The 20,806-nt window shown below is 60.2% G+C and carries 20 protein-coding genes, 1 pseudogene and 2 riboswitches; of the genes and pseudogenes, 8 read left to right on the top strand and 13 right to left on the bottom strand.

The window, feature by feature from the left end; translation table 11 throughout:
- Nucleotides 1-8 precede the first annotated feature (8 nt).
- Nucleotides 9-413 carry a hypothetical protein gene (locus tag AC1DE4_RS12330; RefSeq protein ID WP_025658066.1) on the top strand — a complete coding sequence of 135 codons (405 nt, stop codon included), beginning with the start codon at nt 9-11 and terminating at the stop codon, nt 411-413.
- A 3-nt stretch (nt 414-416) separates the two neighbouring features.
- Here AC1DE4_RS12330 and phaR read toward each other — a convergent pair whose 3' ends face one another.
- Complete coding sequence (gene phaR, locus AC1DE4_RS12325; RefSeq protein ID WP_018855907.1) at nt 417-989, bottom strand: polyhydroxyalkanoate synthesis repressor PhaR; 573 nt, start codon at nt 987-989, stop codon at nt 417-419.
- A gap of 235 nt (nt 990-1,224) precedes the next feature.
- Between phaR and AC1DE4_RS12320 the strand changes: the two genes are divergently transcribed.
- Entirely contained in the window at nt 1,225-2,406 is a 1,182-nt protein-coding gene (locus AC1DE4_RS12320; protein WP_025658067.1) for an acetyl-CoA C-acetyltransferase, read from the top strand.
- A gap of 68 nt (nt 2,407-2,474) precedes the next feature.
- On the top strand, nt 2,475-3,200 hold the full coding sequence (phbB, locus tag AC1DE4_RS12315) for a beta-ketoacyl-ACP reductase (RefSeq protein WP_025658068.1): 726 nt from the start codon (nt 2,475-2,477) through the stop codon (nt 3,198-3,200).
- Here phbB and AC1DE4_RS12310 read toward each other — a convergent pair.
- From AC1DE4_RS12310 to metA, 8 genes are all read right to left on the bottom strand, one after another.
- Nucleotides 3,197-3,349 carry a hypothetical protein gene (locus tag AC1DE4_RS12310; RefSeq protein ID WP_167354919.1) on the bottom strand — a complete coding sequence of 51 codons (153 nt, stop codon included), beginning with the start codon at nt 3,347-3,349 and terminating at the stop codon, nt 3,197-3,199. The two genes, phbB and AC1DE4_RS12310, sit on opposite strands and share 4 nt — an antisense overlap.
- Before the next feature lie 88 nt (nt 3,350-3,437).
- Nucleotides 3,438-3,584 (bottom strand): hypothetical protein, encoded by a 147-nt coding sequence (locus AC1DE4_RS12305; RefSeq protein WP_018855903.1) that lies wholly within the window; start codon nt 3,582-3,584, stop codon nt 3,438-3,440.
- 141 nt (nt 3,585-3,725) lie between these two features.
- Nucleotides 3,726-4,454 carry an SIS domain-containing protein gene (locus AC1DE4_RS12300; RefSeq protein ID WP_477881467.1) on the bottom strand — a complete coding sequence of 243 codons (729 nt, stop codon included), beginning with the start codon at nt 4,452-4,454 and terminating at the stop codon, nt 3,726-3,728.
- A gap of 14 nt (nt 4,455-4,468) precedes the next feature.
- Entirely contained in the window at nt 4,469-5,620 is a 1,152-nt protein-coding gene (gene nagA / locus AC1DE4_RS12295; protein WP_477881465.1) for an N-acetylglucosamine-6-phosphate deacetylase, read from the bottom strand.
- Nucleotides 5,620-6,651, bottom strand: coding sequence for an SIS domain-containing protein (locus tag AC1DE4_RS12290; RefSeq protein ID WP_025658071.1), 1,032 nt, complete (start codon nt 6,649-6,651; stop codon nt 5,620-5,622). The genes nagA and AC1DE4_RS12290 overlap by 1 nt, the downstream gene beginning before the upstream one ends.
- The gene (locus AC1DE4_RS12285; RefSeq protein WP_477881462.1) at nt 6,648-7,421 is read right to left on the bottom strand and encodes a GntR family transcriptional regulator; all 774 of its coding nucleotides are present in this window, start codon (nt 7,419-7,421) and stop codon (nt 6,648-6,650) included. Before AC1DE4_RS12285 ends, AC1DE4_RS12290 begins: the two co-directional genes overlap by 4 nt.
- A 111-nt stretch (nt 7,422-7,532) precedes the next feature.
- Complete coding sequence (locus tag AC1DE4_RS12280; protein ID WP_477881460.1) at nt 7,533-8,555, bottom strand: aldose epimerase family protein; 1,023 nt, start codon at nt 8,553-8,555, stop codon at nt 7,533-7,535.
- Between the two features lie 125 nt (nt 8,556-8,680).
- Nucleotides 8,681-9,604: a homoserine O-acetyltransferase MetA gene (gene metA, locus AC1DE4_RS12275; RefSeq protein WP_018855897.1), complete on the bottom strand. Its 924-nt coding sequence runs from the start codon at nt 9,602-9,604 to the stop codon at nt 8,681-8,683.
- A gap of 35 nt (nt 9,605-9,639) precedes the next feature.
- A riboswitch (SAM riboswitch) is annotated at nt 9,640-9,717 on the bottom strand.
- Nucleotides 9,718-9,867: 150 nt separating this feature from the next.
- Here metA and AC1DE4_RS12270 point away from each other — a divergent pair.
- Nucleotides 9,868-11,694 (top strand): SbmA/BacA-like family transporter, encoded by a 1,827-nt coding sequence (locus AC1DE4_RS12270; protein ID WP_029867636.1) that lies wholly within the window; start codon nt 9,868-9,870, stop codon nt 11,692-11,694.
- Nucleotides 11,695-11,709: 15 nt separating this feature from the next.
- Here AC1DE4_RS12270 and AC1DE4_RS12265 read toward each other — a convergent pair.
- The 4 genes and pseudogenes from AC1DE4_RS12265 to AC1DE4_RS12250 form a co-directional block, all read right to left on the bottom strand.
- A pseudogene (locus tag AC1DE4_RS12265) lies at nt 11,710-12,318 on the bottom strand (DUF5666 domain-containing protein); the annotation flags it as partial.
- A 137-nt stretch (nt 12,319-12,455) separates the two neighbouring features.
- Nucleotides 12,456-14,282 carry an ABC-F family ATP-binding cassette domain-containing protein gene (locus AC1DE4_RS12260; protein WP_477881458.1) on the bottom strand — a complete coding sequence of 609 codons (1,827 nt, stop codon included), beginning with the start codon at nt 14,280-14,282 and terminating at the stop codon, nt 12,456-12,458.
- A 3-nt stretch (nt 14,283-14,285) separates the two neighbouring features.
- Complete coding sequence (locus AC1DE4_RS12255) at nt 14,286-14,936, bottom strand: thiamine diphosphokinase (protein ID WP_025658078.1); 651 nt, start codon at nt 14,934-14,936, stop codon at nt 14,286-14,288.
- A gap of 48 nt (nt 14,937-14,984) precedes the next feature.
- Nucleotides 14,985-15,515: a MarR family winged helix-turn-helix transcriptional regulator gene (locus AC1DE4_RS12250; protein WP_029867647.1), complete on the bottom strand. Its 531-nt coding sequence runs from the start codon at nt 15,513-15,515 to the stop codon at nt 14,985-14,987.
- A 119-nt stretch (nt 15,516-15,634) separates the two neighbouring features.
- On the opposite strand from AC1DE4_RS12250, the gene AC1DE4_RS12245 reads away from it, so the two are divergent.
- The 4 genes from AC1DE4_RS12245 to AC1DE4_RS12230 all read left to right on the top strand — a co-directional run bounded on the left by AC1DE4_RS12245 (nt 15,635) and on the right by AC1DE4_RS12230 (nt 20,754).
- Nucleotides 15,635-17,167 carry an MDR family MFS transporter gene (locus tag AC1DE4_RS12245; protein WP_477881455.1) on the top strand — a complete coding sequence of 511 codons (1,533 nt, stop codon included), beginning with the start codon at nt 15,635-15,637 and terminating at the stop codon, nt 17,165-17,167.
- 60 nt (nt 17,168-17,227) lie between these two features.
- Nucleotides 17,228-17,338: riboswitch (TPP riboswitch) on the top strand.
- Nucleotides 17,339-17,382: 44 nt separating this feature from the next.
- Nucleotides 17,383-18,411: a thiamine ABC transporter substrate binding subunit gene (gene thiB, locus AC1DE4_RS12240; RefSeq protein ID WP_025658081.1), complete on the top strand. Its 1,029-nt coding sequence runs from the start codon at nt 17,383-17,385 to the stop codon at nt 18,409-18,411.
- On the top strand, nt 18,411-20,045 hold the full coding sequence (gene thiP / locus AC1DE4_RS12235; protein WP_477881491.1) for a thiamine/thiamine pyrophosphate ABC transporter permease ThiP: 1,635 nt from the start codon (nt 18,411-18,413) through the stop codon (nt 20,043-20,045). The genes thiB and thiP overlap by 1 nt, the downstream gene beginning before the upstream one ends.
- Nucleotides 20,038-20,754: a thiamine ABC transporter ATP-binding protein gene (locus AC1DE4_RS12230; protein WP_477881453.1), complete on the top strand. Its 717-nt coding sequence runs from the start codon at nt 20,038-20,040 to the stop codon at nt 20,752-20,754. Before thiP ends, AC1DE4_RS12230 begins: the two co-directional genes overlap by 8 nt.
- The last annotated feature ends 52 nt before the right edge of the window (nt 20,755-20,806 follow it).

Genomic DNA, 20,806 nt, shown 5'->3' with positions numbered 1-20,806 from the left:
ATTGCCACATGTTCAATGCTATACCGCTGATGATTATTCCGTTCATTCTCTACAATATGTCGATGCTGGGCTTGATGGGCGGCGGCGGGCTTCCATCGCTCGAAAACGATGTCATCGTTTTGTCGATGATTTCGGGGGCCATGTGGAGCATGTCGCTCGGCGACCTCTTCATCGTCATCGCGCTTGCAGTCCTGTTCTTCGAAATACTGAAGGCGACCCGCTATTACGGCAGCCTTACCAATCACATGTTGTCGATGCTCGTCTTTATTGCCTTCCTGGTCGAGTTTCTCCTCGTCCAGGATGCGGCCACCCAGGTTTTCTTCATCCTGATGACGATTGTGTTGATCGATGTGATTGGCGGCTTTGCCGTATCTATTCGCACCGCCAGGCGCGATGTTTCGATCGGGCTCTGACGCTTAGAGACTATCGAGCTTGTTCTGAAGGGCGCGCAGTTGTTCCTTCAGCTCGTCGATGTCCTTTGCTTCCGCTTTGCGGCTCTCCTTGGCCGGTGGCGTCATGAACGGCGAGAACATCTGCATGGCCTGCTGGAACATTTCGGTATTGCGACGGACCTGGTCTTCGACCAATTGCATCGGCAGTTGCAGGTTTTTGCCGATCGGCGTTTCGCCGAAAGCGCGCGTGACCTGCTCGCGCATCTGCGCCTGCTGTTCTGTAAAGGCGCGCATGGAGTGTTCCAGGAAGCTCGGTACGACCATCTGCATCTGGTCGCCGTAATAGGTAATCAGCTGGCGGAGGAACGAGATCGGCAGGAGCGTGTTGCCCGTCTTGGATTCCTGTTCGAAAATGATTTGTGTCAGTACCGAGTGGGTAATGTCGTCCCCGCTCTTTGCATCCTGGACCGTAAAATCCTCCCCCTTCTTTACCATCTCCGCCAGGTCTTCCAACGTTACGTAAGTGCTGGTACCTGTATTGTAGAGGCGGCGATTGGCGTATTTCTTGATTACGATCTGCCCGTCATTCTTCGCCATATCAGTCTCCCGAAGCCCGTCTGATTGTTATGGAAATTCCTCCACGGAGGAATGTAGACGCAAACGAAGCCCAGTGACAATCTCTTTGTGCGATGCGGCAACCCCTTTTGCAGCAGAGATAATTTGCCCTAGCTTAAGCAGTGCCTAAAATTGAATGTTAGCGTCTTGTCGTTTGACTTGGCGCTGAAGCTTTGTCAGTTTCCTCTGTATCTGATGGAGCTAACAGGAGATCGTCATGTCGAGTTCATCCATCGTCATCGCTAGTGCAGGCCGCACAGCCGTTGGCTCATTTAATGGCGCGTTCGCCACCGTTCCGGCCCATGAACTGGGTGCGGCCGCGGTCAAAGGTGCGCTGGAGCGCGCAGGCGTCGATGCCAGCGAAGTCGATGAAGTCATTCTCGGCCAAGTTCTTCCAGCTGGCGAAGGCCAGAACCCGGCCCGCCAGGCGGCGATGAAGGCGGGTGTTCCCAAGGAGGCGACGGCATGGGGAGTCAACCAGCTCTGTGGCTCCGGCCTTCGGGCCGTCGCGCTCGGCATGCAGCAGATCGCGCTCGGTGACGCAAAGATCATCGTCGCCGGCGGTCAGGAGTCGATGTCGATGGCGCCGCATGCTGCGCATCTGCGCGCCGGCGTCAAAATGGGCGACATGAAGATGGTCGACACCATGATCAAGGATGGCCTGACAGACGCCTTCTACGGCTATCACATGGGCATCACCGCCGAGAACATTGCCCGCCAGTGGCAGCTCTCGCGCGAGGAGCAGGACCGCTTTGCCGTCGCGTCACAAAACAAGGCGGAAGCTGCACAAAAGGCCGGTCGCTTCGCCGATGAAATTATTCCGTTCGTCATTCAGACACGAAAAGGCGACGTGACTGTCGACGCCGACGAGTACATCCGTCATGGCGCCACGTTCGATTCGATGGCCAAACTGCGGCCTGCCTTCGACAAGGAAGGCACGGTGACCGCGGCGAATGCCTCCGGCCTGAATGATGGCGCTGCTGCAGCCGTGCTTATGACTGAAGCTGAGGCCTCCCGTCGTGGTATCCAGCCGCTGGTCCGCATTGTTTCCTGGGCTACGGCAGGCGTTGATCCGCAGGTCATGGGAACCGGACCGATCCCAGCGTCGCGCAAGGCGCTGGAAAAAGCGGGTTGGTCTGTCGGCGATCTCGATCTGGTCGAAGCAAACGAAGCCTTTGCCGCGCAAGCATGCGCGGTCAACAAGGACCTTGGCTGGGATCCTTCGATCGTCAACGTCAACGGTGGCGCGATCGCGATCGGTCACCCAATCGGCGCGTCCGGCGCGCGGGTGCTCAACACGCTCCTCTTCGAGATGAAGCGCCGTGGCGCCAAGAAGGGATTGGCGACGTTGTGCATCGGTGGCGGCATGGGCGTCGCGATGTGCTTTGAAGCTCTTTGAACAGCAGGCAATCCAACCATAACCTGAGCCCCGCAGGATAGCGGGGCCTTCAAATGAGGGAGCGGAACATGAGCAGGGTGGCTGTTGTCACTGGTGGTACCCGCGGCATTGGCGCCGCGATTTCCGTCGCACTGAAGAATGCAGGCTATGCAGTTGCCGCCAACTACGCGGGCAACGACGAGAAGGCGAACGCCTTTCACAGCACGACAGGCATTCCCGTCTTCAAATGGGATGTTTCCGACTATGCATCATGCGGTGAGGGCATCGCGAAGGTAGAGGCTGAACTGGGTCCGGTCGACGTCCTTGTCAACAACGCCGGCATCACCCGGGACGCAATGTTCCACAAGATGACGCCGCAACAGTGGCACGAGGTCGTCAACACCAACCTCACCGGACTCTTTAACATGACGCACCAGGTCTGGGGCGGCATGCGCGACCGAAGCTACGGGCGCATTGTCAACATCTCTTCGATCAACGGCCAGAAGGGGCAGATGGGGCAGGCGAACTATTCGGCTGCCAAGGCTGGTGACCTCGGCTTCACCAAGGCACTCGCGCAGGAGGGTGCTGCCAAGAACATCACCGTGAATGCGATCTGCCCAGGTTATATCGGGACGGAAATGGTTCTCGCAGTCCCGGAGAAAGTCCTCAATGAACGGATTATTCCGCAGATTCCGGTAGGCCGCTTGGGCGAGCCTGAAGAGGTTGCCCGCTGCGTCGTCTTCCTGGTTTCCGATGATGCGGGTTTCATTACCGGATCGACGCTCAGCGTCAATGGCGGCCAGTTGTTCGTTTAGCGGATGGAGGCTGTAAGGCCGTTATCGTGGCTCTCGATCTGCTGCGAATAGCGGCCTTGCTGGCTACGCGTATCGTACGGATTCAAGTATGCCGCATAGGTCGCCATGGCGATCGTCAATATTGCGGCTGCGCCGATAATTCTGGTCATGCCCTGCACTCCGAATTCCCCACGGCCCATTGGTCGTTCAAACCGGTGTCGATATTGGGGCGGATTTGAGGAATTATTAGGCTGTCTTTCAGCCCTTTGGGTGACGCCTTGCCTTAGCCCTGACCGGCACCTTTTGCATTGCGCGATCTTCGCCGCGAAGGGCGGCAGCGGCCGTTGTCACGAATGCAGCCGCAATCAGGATGGCGACCGCGGAATTCAAGATAATCTGGGTCATGGGACCGTTCCTTTCCAAGTCGGCGGGACGTGGCTCGCCGCTGTTCTTGAAAGAAATATGCGCCTCACTCGCACGGTCCGGTAGATTGAACTTTGGCGACCGACTGTCGGCGTGGCGTTGACAATCGGGCGCCGAGCTCTCCTAAAGGTGCGGATTGCGGGGTCGGTATTTTGATACCAGCCGCTGGTTCACCGCTGCAGCGCCCGGCATGTTGGCGCTGAGATAGATCGGTGCGTCGCCGCTCTTCGCAAGCTCCAAAGCAACCTCTGCGAAGATCGCGTTGAGGACCGTTGCACCGATCGCCGTGGAAACCGGGCCGACCTTTAGCTCCGTGCCCGGGAGCGCAATCACCGCATCGCCAGGGGGAAGACCGTTGTCCAGCACGATATCGGCGATGTCGGCCAGCCGCCGTCGGCCGTTTGCAATCGCACTCGAATAGGAGACCGACGTGATCGCGATCACCTTGGCGCCGATTTCGTGGCCATAATCGGCAGCTTCGATCGGCGCTGCATTCACGCCGGAGTTCGATGCGATGATGATGACGTCGCCGGGCTGCATGCCATAGCGTTCGAGTACCGGTCGCACCAATCCTTGCGTGCGCTCGTAAACTGAACTGATTACGGCACTCTCGTGCAGCATTGCGGAACCGACGAGGACCGGGATCGTCAAAGCGAGGCCGCCTGCTCGATAGTGGACCTCTTCCGCCAGCATATGCGAGTGCCCGGTGCCGAACACATAGACCCGCTTGTCGTTGCGGGCGGCTTCCAGGATCGCTTTGGCCGCCAAAGCCATGGGCTCGGCGAGTTCCGTCTTCAAAGCCTCGAGCCGGCTAATCAGATTGGAAAAATAAGCATCGGTGATCGCGGTCATCACATCCTCGCTTTCTAGGCGGCTTCACCGCTGATGAAGGTCCGTGTGACCTCGAGGGCGTCGGTGAGATGCACCAGATCGGCCCGGGCGCCCGGTGACAGGTGTCCGCGGTCGTCAAGGCGCAGGAAGCGCGCCGGGTAGGACGTCGCCATGCGGAGGGTCTCCGCGAGGGTCAGTTCGAGATAGTTAACCCCGTAGCGGATGGTGGACGCCATATCGACATCGGAGCCGGCAAGCGTGCCATCCGAAAGAACCAGCTTCGAGCAGAATCCGCCCCTTTCGCGCCGAACCGTACGACCGTTCAGCGTGAAAGAGTCTTGCTCCGACCCAACCAGCGACATCGCGTCAGTGACGAAAAAGAGCTTGCCCTCACCCCGCTTGGCACGAAGCGCGGTTCGAAGCGCCTTCGGATCGACATGATGGCCGTCGGCGATGATGCCGCACCAGACCGAGGGGTGATCGATGGCCGCACCGACCAGACCGGGGGCCCGGTGGCCAAGCTGGCTCATGGCGTTGAAAAGATGGGTGACGCCACGTGCGCCGGCATCGAACCGTGCCTCTGCCGCCTCGCTGGAGCAATCGGAATGGCCGATGCTGACGGTGACACCGGCTTCGCTGAGTTCGCGCACCTGTTTCGCCGTGACCTGTTCGGCCGCCATCGTTACCAGCAGGGTGCCGATCGCCTCCTTGGCCGCGATGAACGCCTTCACGTCCTTGTCCTCGACCGGGCGCATGAGCTCGGCAAGATGTGCTCCCTTGCGGGCAGGCGCCAGATGCGGGCCCTCGAGGTGCAGACCCGCCACGCCGCGGTTCGACTTGACGGCTTCCTTGGCTGCCTCGATTGCCGCTACTGTCGCGTCCGCGGTATCGGTGATCAGCGTCGGTAGCAGCGCAGTCGTTCCGTAAGGGCGATGACCTTCGGCAATCATGTACATGGAGGCCGGCGACGGCTCGTCGTTGAGCATCCGGCCGCCACCGCCGTTCACTTGCGCATCGATGAAACCCGCGGAAAGCACGCCGCCTTCAAAGCGCGTGTGCTCACCGTCAGGCAGTTCGCCTGCCGCCGCAATTGCCTCGACGCGGCCGTTCGAGACAATGAGCGCCTTGTCGTCATGGAAGCGCTGACCATCGAAGATCCGCGCGCCGGAGAAGATCTTGCGAACCATCACATCGTCTCCGTGACCTTGAGCAGGTTGGCCGGCTTGTCGGGGTCGAATCCTTTCCGACGGGTGACCGACTCGATCAGGCGGTAGTAGACGAGCAGCGAAACGAGTGGGTCGAGCAACCCGCTGCCGGTCGTCGGCACCTGGACATTGATCCCGGAAACCGGCTTGGCCGAGAACGGCACGGTGGTGGCGCCCAGCTTTTGCAGTCGCTCCAGCGCCTGGACGTTGTTGCTGAAGGCCGGATCATCGGGCGTGAAAGCGACGATCGGAAAGCCAGGCTGAACAAGGCGCATCGGACCATGCATCAGCTCGGCAAGGGAGAAGGCTTCTGCATGCAGGCCTGCCGTCTCCTTGGCTTTCAAGGCTGCCTCAAGGGCAATGGCGAAGGCAGGGCCGCGACCGGCGGTGTAGAGCGAGCTGGCGTTGAATAGGACATCCTCTGCCGCCTTCGTATCGATGCCGCTGGTTGCCTGGAGGGCATCGGGCAGCTTTTCCAGGGAGGCGTGCAGATCGCGCTTGCCGCTGATGGCGGCCGTCACACCGGAAAGCGCGGCGACTGAGGCGATGAAGGACTTGGTCGCAGCTACGCTCTTTTCGGCGCCCGCGTTGAGCCCGAGAACGATGTCGGCCTGCTTGGCAAGCGGACTATCGGTGACGTTGACGACAGCGATCGTCGTTGCGCCGCCGCGTTTTGCCGCATCCTGCAAGGCAACGATGTCGGGGCTCGCGCCGGATTGCGACACCGTGAAGTGGATGCCACCCTTCAGATGCAGCGATGCGCCGTAGACCGAGGCGATCGAAGGGCCAACCGATGCGACGGGCACGCCACAGGTGATCTCGAACAGGTATTTGAAGAAGGTCGCGGCGTGGTCCGAAGAGCCGCGCGCCGCGGTCGTCACGACGCTCGGAGCCCCCGATGCAAACAGCTTTGCAATTTCGTCGAGGACGGGTCTTTCTTTCTGCAGCAGCGTTGCGACGACTTCCGGTGACTGGCCGGCTTCCTGCAACATTAGCGATGGGCTTTCACTCATAGGTCATCTCCGATTCTCAATTCCGCAACAAAATCATATGCATCACCACGATAGTGGGAGCGGGTGTATTCAACGATACGCTGGTCTTCCAGACGCGACACACGTTCGATCAGCAGTGCGGGCGCGCCGGCATTCACGTTCAGCGCAGCGGCCGACGACGGATCGAGCGTGACGGCCGTCAATCTCTGCAGCGCTCGGACCGGACGGTGGCCGTTCGCCGCGAGCGCTTCATAAAGAGATCCCTCGCCGCCACCACCTTCTCCCAGAAACTTTATCGGCACGACAGCACGTTCGATGGCAAGCGGGAGCCCGTCGGCAAGGCGCAGACGATCGAGGCGAAGAACAGGTTCATCAAGCCCAAGGCCAAGCAGGAACGCCTCTTCCGGAGATGGCGTATTGACCGTCCGAGACAAGATCCTTGCGGCTGGAGCGCGACCGCGCGAGCGCATGTCGGCAGAAAACGACGAGAGCCGCCACAGCGACTGTTCCATGCGCTCGACCTTGCTGGAAACGAAGGTGCCGCTTCCATGCCGCGACTCGAGCGTGCCGGAATTCATCAGGTCGCGATAGGCGGTCCGAACGGTGACACGCCCGACCTTCAAGGCTTCGGCCAGATCGCGCTCGCCGGGGAGCGCCGTTCCGGGCTTCAGCAACCCTTCCTGGATCAAACCGGTCAGCGCCTGTGCCAGCCGCTTGTAAAGCGGCCCGGTCAACGCCTCGTCGCGCAGGCCACGGCTGTTCAGTTCCGCTATCAGACTGGTTCTATCCATTTCGCAATAATAGAACCTATTTAGAACCAATCGCAAGCAAGAAATGACGCGCAAAAAAACCCCCGCAGGAAGCCTGCGAGGGTTGGCTCATTCGAGAACAAGGCGAGAGCGTTAGCTCTTCGAGAAAATGTAATCCGTTTCCTGACGCAACACTTCACCCGGGCGCAAAACGGCATCGGGGAAGCCCTCGTGGTTGATCGCATCCGGCCAGATCTGTGTTTCCAGGCAGAAGCCGGCGAAGGGACCATACTTGCGTCCATCGAGGCCTGGCACAGGCACGTCGAGTTTGAAGCCGGCGTAGAACTGTACGCCGGGCTCCGTCGTGCGAACTTCCAGCGAAACGCCTGAGTTCAGGCTGCGGGCAAGCGCGACGGAGCGCTTTGCGGTGCGTTCGGTGGAGAGGCAAAAATTGTGATCGTAGAGCGCCTGTTCGCTGCCGCCGAACCGCTTCATGGGCGACATCTCGCGGAAGTCGAAAACCGTTCCGGCGACAGGCCGTACCTCTCCGGTCGGGATCTGCAACTCATTCGTCACGAGGTAGCCGTCGGCTGCAATCATGATGTCGTGGCCGAGCGCATCGTCGCGGCCGTCGAGGTTGAAATAGGCATGCTGGCAGACGTTAGCGATCGTCGGTTGATCGCTCGTCGATTCGTAGGTCACGGAAAATTCGCCGTTGCCGTGTACCCAGTACGTGGCCTGGATGGTGCAGTTGCCCGGATAGCCGCCGCGACCGTCGGGATCGACGATCGTCAACACGACGCGGTCGGCATCATGCTCGACGATTGTCCAGTTCCGCTTGGCGATGTTGTCCTTGCCGCCGTGAAGATGGGTAACGCCCTTCTCGTTGAGATCGAGTTGATAGTTCTTGTCATCCAAAGTGAACTTGCCGCCGCCGATGCGGTTTGCGCAGCGCCCAGGCGTCGCTCCAAAGTAAGAGGAGTGGGCGGGGTAGCTGTCAAAATCGTCGAAGCCAAGCAGCAGCGGCGCATCGTGACCGTCAAGGCGGAGATCCTGAATGACGGCGCCCCAGGTGATGATCTTGGCGGTCAGCCCGCCACCCTTGATCTCGACACGAAAGACAGTCTCGCCCGACTGGGTTTGCCCAAAAACTTCCCGTTTCAACATTTCCGCCATAGCGACCATCCAGATATATCTTTAATTGAGGCAGGGAACCTGCCCCCATTTGCCGCAAACCGCAACGGGTGTCGTAAAAAAGAAGCACCGTCAGACCAAGCGGCGGCCGCTTGGCATCGGCTCCGTCAGTTGCCCTTGCCGATGTCGTTGAGATCGTAAGGTGTCGTCTGGTAGATCTCGTTGATCCAGTTGCCGAACAGCAGGTGCGCGTGGCTGCGCCAGCGATTTTGCGGCGCCAGCGACGGATCGTTGTGCGGGAAATAGTTGTGCGGCATCTTGATCGGCACGCCGGCATTCACGTCGCGGAAGTACTCGTCCGAGAGCGACGTTGAATCGTACTCCACATGATTGAACATATAGAGCCGCTTGCCCTTGCGTTCATGCACCAGGCAGACGCCCATTTCGCTGGATTCCATCAGGATCTCCAGGTCTGGTGACTTTTCGATGTCGCTGCGGCGAACCTCGGTCCAGCGCGACACGGGCACTTCGAAATTGTCGGAGAAACCGTTCAGGTAGACCGACGACGGCTTCAGATTCCGGTGTCGGTAGACACCGAAGGCCTTCTCCTTGAGTTCGTACTTCGGAACGCCGTGGAAATGATAGATCGCGGCCATCGCGCCCCAGCAGACGTTCATCGACGAATGGACGTTGGTTTCCGTCCAGTCGAAAATCTGCTGCATTTCACCCCAATAGTTCACGTCCTCGTAGGGCAGCGTCTCGATCGGCGCGCCTGTTGTGATGAAGCCGTCAAACTTGCGGTCCTTCACTTCCTCCCACGTCTGGTAGAAGGCGAGAAGATGGTCTTCCGAGGTGTTCTTTGCTTTATGGTTGCCCACGCGGATGAGCGAAAGCTCCACCTGCAGCGGCGAAGCGCCGACCAGGCGGGCCATCTGCAATTCCGTCTTGATCTTGTTGGGCATGAGGTTGAGAAGCCCGATCTGCAGCGGCCGGATGTCCTGACGGATTGCCGCCGTCTCGGTCATCACGCGTACGCCTTCCTGAACCAGGGTTTCAAACGCAGGCAAGGTATCGGGGATCTTGATGGGCATTGCGGTCACTCGATCAAAGAAACGAATATATCGCTATCGGTCCGCACGCGGCCCTTTAGCAACTTCTTTAACGTGGCTGCAAGCCGGCCGGCCAAATCACCACGGAGTGCCTTAAATAGCGCCAGTCGGGCTGCGAATCAATTGCTCATACGAAGAGTGGGGTCGATGCGAAGTCACTCACACGTTAAAGGTTGCTAGAATCTGTTGGTGGACACAGCGAATCACCACGTTTATTGAAGTAGAATGACGACTAGGGACGCGTAATGGCAGATGACCTCAAAGGCAGGCCAAGCATTCAAGGGCAGGACAGAGTAGGATACGACCTGAGCCTGGGCTATCGCTTGAGGGTCATGTTCTCGGCTTTCTGGCATTCGCCCGTGCGGGGAAGGGTCTTGGTGATCGCTACTGCGCTGATCGCCATCATTCTTGCGACCGCCTATGCCACCGTCATTCTCAACCAGTGGAACGCGCCTTTTTACGACAGCATCGCGCGGCGCGATCTGCCCGGCTTCTTCCATCAGTTGAAGGTCTTCGCGTTGATCGCCGGCATGCTGCTGCTGCTCAACGTCGTGCAGGCCTGGCTCAATCAGATGACCGCGGTCTACATGCGCGAAGGCCTGACGCGTGATCTTGTCAACCAGTGGCTTCAGCGCAAGCGTGCGCTTCGGCTTTCGGCCAGCGGCCTCATCGGCGTCAATCCCGATCAGCGCTTGCACGAAGACGCCCGCAACCTCGCGGAAAGCACCACGAGCCTGATGATCGGGCTGGTGCAGGCGACGATCCTGCTGATCAGTTTCATCGGCGTTCTGTGGGATCTCTCAAGCGGCTTTATCTTCCGTTTCGGCACGCATTCCTTTTCCATTCCGGGCTATATGGTTTGGGCTGCGATCTTTTATGCGGCGTCCGCATCGATTCTCAGCCAACTGGTGGGCCGCAAGCTTGTAAAGCTCAATGCGGATCGTTTCTCGAAGGAAGCAGAGCTTCGCTTCGCGCTGATGCATGCCAACGAGAACATGCCGGCGATTACCGTGGCACGCGGCGAGGAGAATGAGCAGAAACGCATCGACACCGACATCAGTGCGGTGCTTGCCGTCATCAAGCGGGTGGCGATGGCCAACGTCAACCTCACCTGGGTATCGGCCGGCTACGGTTGGCTCGTCGTTGTCATCCCGATCATTGTTGCCGCACCCGCCTACTTCTCCGGCGGCCTGACGTTTGGCCAGCTGATGGTGTCCGTGGGCGCCTTCAACCAGGTCAACACCGCCCTTCGCTGGTATGTCGCGAATTTCGGTCCCATCGCCGAATGGCGCGCCACGCTGATGCGCGTCACCGATTTCCGGCAGGCGCTCACCAGCATGAATGACGAAATCAATATGAAGGGAACGATCAAGTACGAACGGAACCCTTCCGGGAACTTGACGCTGGAGCATGTCCGGATCGCCGCCAAGATCGGCGAGGACATCGACCAGTGCGGTGGTTTCCGCGTGCACGAAGGCGCGGTGACGATCAAGGCCGGCGAAAAGGTCATGATCAACGGCGACCACAACGTGAATCGTAAATTGCTCTTCCTTGCGCTTTCCGAGCTTTGGCCGTGCGGCGGCGGCAAGATCGGCTTGCCGCCCACGGACGACATGCTTTTCGTCCCGCAGTCGGCCTACATTCCGGGTGGTACGCTTCGCGAAGCATTGGCGTTTCCGGAACCTGTTGACGCCTATCAGAATGCCGATGTCATTGCGGCGCTGGAAAAGGCAGGCCTCCAAAATCTGGTTTCCCGGCTTGATACCCGAGCCCGCTGGGACAAGCTGCTTGACTCTGACGAGCAGCGGGCGATCGGCTTCGCTCGCCTGCTTCTGGTGCGGCCGAAATGGATTGTATTCGACGAAGTGCTGGAGGGCATGGAGCCGGAATGGCAATCGACGATGATGCAGGTCCTCGCCTCCATGCCTGAGGCAACGATGATCTACATCGGTCGGTCAGACACTTACGTCGAGACTTTCAAGCCGCGCGTGCTGCATCTTGAAGCGCTGCATGCGAAGCCCGAAATGAAGGTCGTGGCAAAGGCACCGAACGCGCCGGCGCCAGCACTCTGAGCACTTACATCGGTGTGGTACGGCGCCGTTTGTGCCGACCGTGACATTCGCCGAGGACACAGTGCCATCGGCAGCTCTTTCACCCATTACGATCACGCGCGCTCCTGCGACAAGATCCTTCTTTCCCGCAGGGGCGATGGTAACGATGGGTGTATCGTCGGCAATGGATATCGTCTTTTCCTTGCCCTGATAGGTGAGCGTGATGGTGTGGCCGTCGACTGCCTTGACGGCCTTAGCGACGGTCGCGTTGGTCATCGTGCTGTTCGGTTTCAGGTCCCAGGGGCGACTGCCTTCTCCGGTGCCCTTCATGGCTGCCGGAAAGATCAGCACTTCGAGCGCACCATCGCCACCATCGGCTTTCGGCAACGAGGCGACGCCAACGAAATCCCCTGGCTTGATGTCTTCCACGGAGGCCTTCCTGATGCCGCGGACCTTCCAATCCGGCTTCAATTTTACCGTCTGCTCGGTGCCCTCTCGCGTTTTCACCACCAGCGTGTTGCCGTTCAGGCTTTCGATCGCACCGCGCACACGTTGCGCCTCCTGGGCGAGCGCATTGTGTGACGCGATAGTGAGGAAACCCGCGGCCCAGACGAGCCCGGTCAATGCTTTGAGAATGTGTGGCATGATCTGCTTCCTTGCCGTCGTACGAACTGCGGCTACGGGGCGCAGCTTAGTCCCGCCGGTCGAAGGCTGACGAATCAATGAAAAGTGAAGCCAGATTGCCCAACAACAGATGGGGCGGAATGGGAGGGTATGCTGTCTCAGCCCTCCAACTCCTCCCGCAGCATCTCAAGCTCCAGCCATTCCTCCTCCATCTTCGTCAGGCTGTCGCGGAATTTCTCCATCTCGGCCGCCAGGCGATTGAACGTGGTGGGGTCTTTGCTGAACAGGCTGGGATCTGCCATCCGCTCTTCGCGCTTGGCGATTTCGGCTTCCGCCTTGGCCATTTCCTTCGGAAGATTTTCGAGCGCGAACTTCTGCTTGTAGGAAAGCTTGCCTTTTCCTTTTGCCGTTTCGGCGGAAGCGGCTGCCTCCCGCGGCTTCGCTCGTTCCGCCGCCTTCTCGGCCTTCCGTCGCTCGTCGATAGCGCCCTTTCGTTGTGCCAGCATGTCCGAATAGCCGCCGGCATACTCGATCCAGCGACCGTCAGGTGCATCCGGCACAGCCGGCGCAATTGTAGACGTCACCGTGCGGTCGAGGAAATCGCGGTCGTGGCTGACGAGAATCACGGTGCCGGGGAAGCCGGCGACGATTTCCTGCAGCAGATCCAGCGTCTCGATATCAAGGTCGTTGGTCGGCTCGTCGAGGATCAACAGATTCGCCGGGCGCGACATGATGCGGGCCAGCATCAGCCGTGCGCGCTCGCCGCCTGAAAGGTTCCTGATCGGCGTGCGTGCCTGCTCGGGCTGGAACAGGAACTCCTTCATATAGCCGGTCACGTGCCGCTGCTCGCCGTTGACGAGGAGGTTCTCGCCGCGGCCATCGGTCAGGTAATGGGCGAGCGTCTCTTCCGGATTGAGGTCTTCGCGCTTCTGATCCAGCGTCGCGATTTCCAGATTGGTCCCGAGCTTGACCGTGCCGCTGTCCGGCAAGAGCTGCCCGGTCAGCATCTTCAACAGCGTGGTTTTGCCGGCGCCGTTCGGGCCGACGAGACCGATGCAATCACCGCGATGCACGCGGATGGAAAAGGGAGCGACGATCGGCCGGTCGCCGAAGGTCTTCGTGATCTTCTCGGCTTCGATGACGAGCTTGCCGGACTCCTGCGCATCGGAAACCGTTGCCTGCACGGTGCCCTGCGGACCTTTGTGGCCGCGATACTGAGTACGCATGGTCTGCAGTTCGCCAAGCCGGCGCATGTTGCGCTTGCGCCGGGCCGTGACGCCATAGCGCAGCCAATGCTCTTCGCGCTCGATCGCCTTGCCGAGCTTGTGCTGCTCGAGCTCTTCCGCCTCCAGAACCTGGTCACGCCAGGCTTCGAAATGGGCAAAACCCCTGTCGAGCCGCCGCGATGCGCCGCGGTCGAGCCAGACTGTTGCCGTTGAAACCTTCTCCAGGAAACGGCGGTCGTGGGAGATCAGGACGAGCGCACTGCGGCTCTTCTGCAGTTCGCCTTCCAGCCATTCGATGGTCGGCAGGTCGAGATGGTTGGTCGGCTCATCGAGCAGGAGGATGTCGGGTTCTGGCGCGAGTACGCGGGCGAGGGCAGCGCGGCGGGCTTCTCCGCCCGAGAGGTTTTGTGGATCTTCCTCACCGGTGAGGCCGAGATGCGAGAGGAGATAGGTGACGCGATAATGATCGTCACCCGGGCCGAGGCCGGCTTCGGCATAGGCCTGCACCGTCTTGAATCCGGTGAAATCGGGAGCCTGTTCGAGATAACGCACGGTCGAGGAGGGGTGGCGGAAGACCTCTCCCGACTGTGCTTCGACGAGACCGGCAGCAATCTTCAGCAACGTCGACTTCCCGGAGCCGTTGCGGCCGACGAGACAGATCTTGTCTCCGGGCTCCACCTGCAGGGCGGCGCCGGCAAGCAATGGCGTGCCGCCGAAGCTGAGAAAGACGTCGTCGAGTTTCAGAATGGGAGGCGCCAAAGATCAGACTCCGGAAAGATCATAGGGGCGGGCGAGCACAATGGCGCGGCCGCTCTCGAGCGAAAAGCGCACTTTGCCTTTCGCGACATTGGAAATGGTGCGTGACGAGCCGAAGGGCAAATGGAAGTCGGCAAGCGGGTAGCGCGCGTTTTCGATTGTCAGGCCGCGAAGTTCGCTGAAACCAGGCACCGAAAAGAGACTGTCTGGTGGCAGGTCCAGTTCGATTGCGCCTGAAATCAGCGGCACAGCCTCTTCGCTGCCAGACGTGAGCAGTACGTCATAACCCTGCTCCGCCAGGCTGACGGCATAGAGCAGGTGCTGGATGGCATGGTCGGAACGTTCGCCTGCAAGGGCGCCGGCCAAGACGAGGTGTTTCGCGCCGCGGGCGACCGCTTCCGCAACCGCAATCTCGCCGTCGGTTGAGGCCTTGGCAGCGGGATAAGGTTGCCTGGGGACGTCAGGAAAAGCGGCTTCGAGATCCGCCGGCGTGGAATCGAAATCGCCGACCCACAATTCCGGAACGACGCCGAGCGCTGCCGCATGACGCATGCCACCATCGGCGGCTATGAAACGGCTGCCCGAGATGGCATGTCGCAGGCGGTCGGTCATCTGCAACTCGCCGCCAAGCAGAATGGTGAAGGTGGATTGGCTCATGGGCACTGCCCATAGCGCAAACCAGGGGGGAAGGGAAAGGGCCGCGGCTCAGGCTTCGTCAGCGATATCCTTGACGCGAGCCTCAAAAACACTTTCGAAGCCGGAAATGAACTTCTCGAATAGCTCTCCGAACGCCTCGATCTCCTCCGGCTTCCAGTCTTTGACCACTTCGGAAACGAATGCGAGCTTCTGCGCGCGTATTTCCGACAGCAGCCTCTGCCCGAGCGGCGTCATCACGACGATGATCCGCCGCGCATCCGCCTGAGATGCCTTTCGCCGCAGAATATTCCGCCCCACCATTTCAGCGACGATGCGGCTTGCGCGCGAGGGGTCGATCCGCATCATCTCGGCAATCGTCCCAACCGTTACGTCGCCAGCCTCATGTGCACGCCGCACAGCGTCCAGCACGTCGAGGTGTGACAGCTCGAGGCCCGGTGCGACACTTTGGATCGCGAGCCGACCGATCAGTCTCCGCCCGGTCATGAGACGCATACGGGTCATGCTTTGCCCAATGCGCAGGATGTCCGGCTCGTGCGTCTCGGCGTCAGTATCGGTCAGATTCGTCAAGCTCTCGTTCATTGCGGAAACATAGCATCTCAGGCGTCAATTGAAAATATGCCATTGTCAATCAAGTGACATTGACAAATATATGCTAACAGCACATAAATAAGCCACTCCCCAATATGGAACGACGCTTCATGGATACTCAAATTGCCGCGGCGCCGCTTGTGACGGATCACCGCCGGCGGTTCATCCTCTTCCTTTTCCTGATGGCGGCCATGTTCATGGCGACACTCGACAACCAGATCGTCGCAACGGCTTTGCCGACGATCGTCGGCGAGTTCGGCCACCTCGAGCGGTTCAGCTGGGTCGGCTCCGCCTATCTTCTCGCCGTGAGCGCGGTGATGCCGCTCTATGGCAAGCTCGGTGATCTCTTCGGCCGCAAGTATGTAATGATGGCCGCGATCATGATCTTCACGGTCGGTTCCGCCGTCTGCGGACTGGCGGTATCCATGAACACGCTGATTGCGGCCCGCGTGCTGCAGGGACTTGGCGGAGGCGGGATCATGGTCTCGATCTTCGCCGTCAACGCGGACCTCTTCGAGCCGCGCGAACGGGCGCGGTACCAGAGCTATTCCAGCCTCGTTCTGATGGCCTCGGGCGCTATCGGACCCGTCCTTGGCGGGGCAATGAGCGATCTTTTCGGCTGGCGCTCGATCTTCCTCGTCAATGTTCCGATCGGTTTCGTCGTCCTTGTCGGTCTGGCTTTGATGCTGCCCTACCGGAAGCCCAACCGCCGTCCGAAGATCGATTACGCCGGCGCCCTGCTGCTCGCCTTGACGACGGCAAGCATCGTTCTCGCCGCCGATGGCTCTCAGGTTTTCGGCTCGCTTGTCGCTCCTCAAAGCCTGGCGATCATGGCGCTCGGTGTAGCGGCGGCGATCGGTTGGATCTTCGTCGAGTGTCGCGCCGCGGAGCCGATCGTTCCCCTGTCGCTGTTTCGCAATTCGACATTCAGCCTGCTGCTCATCATGTCAATCATGAGTGGCGCGATCGGCATCGGCATGGTCAATTATTTCGCATTGTTCCTGCAGACGACGACCGGCCTTTCGCCGTCCGCGGCCGGGGCCTTCTTCATTCTTCTGACCGGCGGCATCGTCTGCGGGTCGCTCTCTGCGGGCCGCATCATCTCCATCACCGGGCGCTACAAGCCGTTCGCGATCGCAAGCCTGACCTGCAGTGCCATCGCGTTTGTGCTGCTCACTCAGGTTCATGTCGGAACACCGGTCATGGTGATCGGGGCGGTGATGGCTCTCCACGGCTTCGGCGTCGGCCTAGCACAGCAGGTCCCGGTCATCGGCGTCCAGAATGCCGCTCCGGCGCGCGACGTCGGCGCCGCAACGGGATCAGTGACGCTGTCACGCATGGGCGGTGCATCGATTGCCATCTCCATTTATGGTGCGATCATCGGCTCGCAGCTCGGTAAGACCGGACTCTCCATTCCCGGCGTGACCGATATCGAGCAGCTGACGCCAAAGATGCTCGCGGCGTTGCCGGAGCAGGTGCGGCAGGCCGTCGCCGACGTCTATGCCAATGCGTTCACGCCGCTTTTCATCGCTTCGTGCGCGATCGCTCTCATCGGCCTTTGTGCTGCCTTGATGCTGAAACCCACGCAGTTGCCACGCGTGGTAGAGGTGCGACCGGCGGCAAGTGCCGAAGCCGCCGAGTAAATGCCAATGGCGGCCCAAGGGCCGCCCCTTGCAAGACGCCTAGCGTGGCGATACATCTCAAGCGCTCTAACGGGGTGCCCGTGCCATCAGGCACGCGGCTGAGAGGCTGAAAGCCAACCCGCGGAACCTGATCCGGCTAACACCGGCGGAGGGATTAGACGCGTGACATCTGGCACCGCCCTTTTCCCCTTCAAGCAAACCAGAGGAGAGGTGCCATGTTCAAATTCAAATTCCCGAGCCGTTCGTTGCTTGCCACGATCTTCATCGCGACTGCAACCCTGACCGGCGCCGGCGCGCAGGCGGCAGACAAGACGCTTACCGTCTACACTTATGAAAGCTTCATATCCGAATGGGGTCCGGGGCCGAAGGTCAAGGAAGCGTTCGAGAAGACCTGCGGCTGCAATGTCAATTTCGTCAGCGTGGCGGATGGCGTGGCACTGTTGTCGCGTCTTAAGCTCGAAGGCGCCGGCACGAAGGCAGATATCGTGCTTGGCTTGGATACGAACCTGACCACGGAAGCGAAGGCGACCGGCCTGTTCGATGCGAGCGGTATCGATGTCGGCGGGCTCAAGGTGCCGGGCGACTACAAGGACGATGTATTCGTGCCGTACGACTATGGCCACTTCGCCGTCATCTACGATACCCAGACGATCAAGAACCCGCCGCAAAGCATGAAGGACCTAGTCGAAGGCGACCCTTCGCAGAAGATCGTCATCGAGGACCCGCGCACCTCGACGCCCGGGCTCGGTCTCCTGTTGTGGGTAAAATCCGTCTACGGCGACAAGGCGCCGGAGGCCTGGGCAAAACTCAAGAAGCGGGTTTTGACGGTAACGCCCGGTTGGTCAGAGGCCTATGGGCTGTTCACCAAGGGGGAAGTACCGATGGTGCTTTCCTACACGACATCGCCTGCCTATCACATGGTCGCGGAGAATACGGACCGCTACCAGGCCGCTGCATTTTCAGAGGGCCATTACATACAGATCGAAGTGGCCGGACTGCTGAAGAATGCGCCTGACAAGGAACTTGCGCGCGATTTCCTGAAATTCATGGTGACGCCGGGCTTCCAGGACACCATTCCGACCAACAACTGGATGATGCCGGTTTCCGCGACATCGCAACCGCTGCCGGATGCGTTCGGCAAGCTCGTGAAGCCATCAAAGACCTTTCTGATGAGCTCTGACGAAGTTGCCGAGAATCGCAAAGCCTGGATCGACGAGTGGCTGGCTGCCATGAGCATGAACTGATGCTTTTGACCAAGGCAGAGATGCGACGGGCGATGCTGGGCGGGGCCGCGAGCCTCGCCGGCATTATCGCTTTCGTCGGCCTTGCGGTCCTTGCTTTGCTTCTCTCGAGCGGCGGTTCGTCGATTCTTGCGACCGTGTTTGAACCGTACATCCTGCGGATATTGCGTTTCACGCTGTTGCAGGCCGTGCTCTCCACCGCGCTCTCCATCGTTTTTGCCATTCCGGTCGCGCAAGCCCTGGCGCGTCAACGGCATTTCCCCGGCCGTATCTGGATTATCAGGCTGATGGCCGTGCCGATGGGGCTTCCGGTTCTGATTGGGGCGCTCGGATTGATCGGTATCTGGGGGCGGCAGGGCATCATGAACTCGGCGCTGCTTAAGTTCGGCCTGGCGGAACCGGTCAGCATATACGGGCTCTCGGGGATCCTGCTGGCGCATGTCTTCTTCAACATGCCACTGGCGGCCCGCCTGATGCTGGCCGCACTGGACCGTGTGCCATCGGAATATTGGCTGATGGCGAGTGGCTTGGGCATGCGCTCCGGCTCGACTTTTCGCTTCATCGAATGGCCGGTCCTGCGCTCGGTCGTCCCCGGTATCGCCGGCCTGATTTTCATGCTGTGCGCCACGAGCTTCACGCTTGTGCTGATGTTGGGTGGTGGCCCTGCGGCAACGACGGTCGAGGTTGCCATCTATCAGTCCCTGCGCTTCGATTTCGACCCTGGCCGGGCCGTTACGCTTTCCCTGCTTCAGATCGTACTTACATCAATGATCCTCGGAGCCCTGTCGCTTCTCCCCGCTCCCGAGGACGAAGGGATGACAGTTGGCAAGCCTGTCGGGCGTCCGGATGGGCGACTACCGGGCGCGCGGCTTGCGGATGGTGGCGTCCTGCTGCTTGCCACGCTGTTTCTAGCGCTCCCTTTAATGTCTGTGGTCCTGGCCGGCCTGCGGTCCGATCTGATGAAGCTCTTGCGCGAGCCCATCTTCTGGCAATCGGCTGCGACCAGCCTGGCTATCTCGATCTCCGCGGCGGCTCTCGCTTTGCTGATTTCGATGACGTTGGTGAGCGCGCGCCGCGCGGCGCTTCTCCGGGGTTCAGGGACCTTCGGCAGGAGGCTTCTTTTTGCCGCCATGGGCGGCGCGTCGTCGCTGGTGTTGCTCGTGCCGCCAATCGTCCTTGCGACCGGTTGGTTCCTTGCCTTGAGAAATGTCAGTGACGTGAGTGCTGTCGCTCCGCTGCTGATTGTCGCCATCAACGCGTTGATGTCGCTGCCCTTTGTGATGCGTGTCCTTGAGCCGGCTTTCATCGTCCACGAGCATCGGACGCAGAAGCTTGCGGCGAGTCTCGGTGTCACAGGTTGGGCGCGGCTGCGCCTCATCGACACGCCAGCCCTGTTCAAGCCGATGCTTACGGCATTTTCGTTCGCGATGGCGCTGTCGCTCGGCGATCTGGGCGCGGTTGCGCTGTTCGGTTCGGACGGCTTCGTCACCCTGCCATGGCTCGTCTATAGCCGTATGGGCAGCTATCGGACGAACGATGCGGATGGGCTGGCGCTGATCCTTGGCGTCGCCTGCCTGCTGCTCACGATTGCCGGTACGATGGGCCCCGTGCGCCGAGAGGTTGCCGTCCATGGTTGATCCTAAGTTCGCGATCGAGATGCAGCGGGTCGGTCTTCAGCTCGGCAATCAGAATTTTCAGTTTGATTGCCGGCTTCCCACCGGTGCCGTAATTGCCGTGACGGGGGCGTCCGGGGCCGGCAAGTCAACCTTCCTCAATCTGCTTGCCGGCTTCGACACGGCTCTCAAGGGGCGGATCCTGATCGCCGGAAAAGATGTGACCGAGGTTTACCCGGCGCAGCGGCCGGTCTCCCTGGTCTTCCAGGATAACAATCTGTTCGCGCACCTCGATATCTTTACCAACATCGGCCTTGGCATTAACCCGTCGTTGAAACTCACGACCGCAAATTGCGCAACCATCTCGTCTTCTCTTGAAAAGGTGGGACTCGCCGGTTTCGAACGGCGGATGCCAGGGACGCTCTCCGGCGGGGAACGGCAGCGGGTAGCCTTTGCACGCGCGCTTGTTCGCAACCGGCCGGTGCTGCTGCTGGACGAGCCCTTCGCGGCGCTTGACCCCGGTTTGCGAAACGGAATGGCGGCGCTGCTGCTCGACATGCATAGTGAAACCGGCAATACCGTCGTCGTCGTCTCGCACGATCCGGACGAGGTGAAACGGATCGCAGACTTCGGTCTTTTCCTTGAAGACGGCAGGATTGTCGTGGCGGCTCCAATTGACGAATTTCTGGGCCGCGCGGACCATCCAGGATTGACGCAATTTCTCCGCAGTTGACGAATCTGGCAGTCGCAACGGCACTTTCGCCATAATTTGAGGCGACCGAGGA

It is taken from the genome of Rhizobium sp. 10N414 (assembly GCF_056394785.1).
This window is presented reverse-complemented; position numbering and strand designations above follow the sequence as displayed.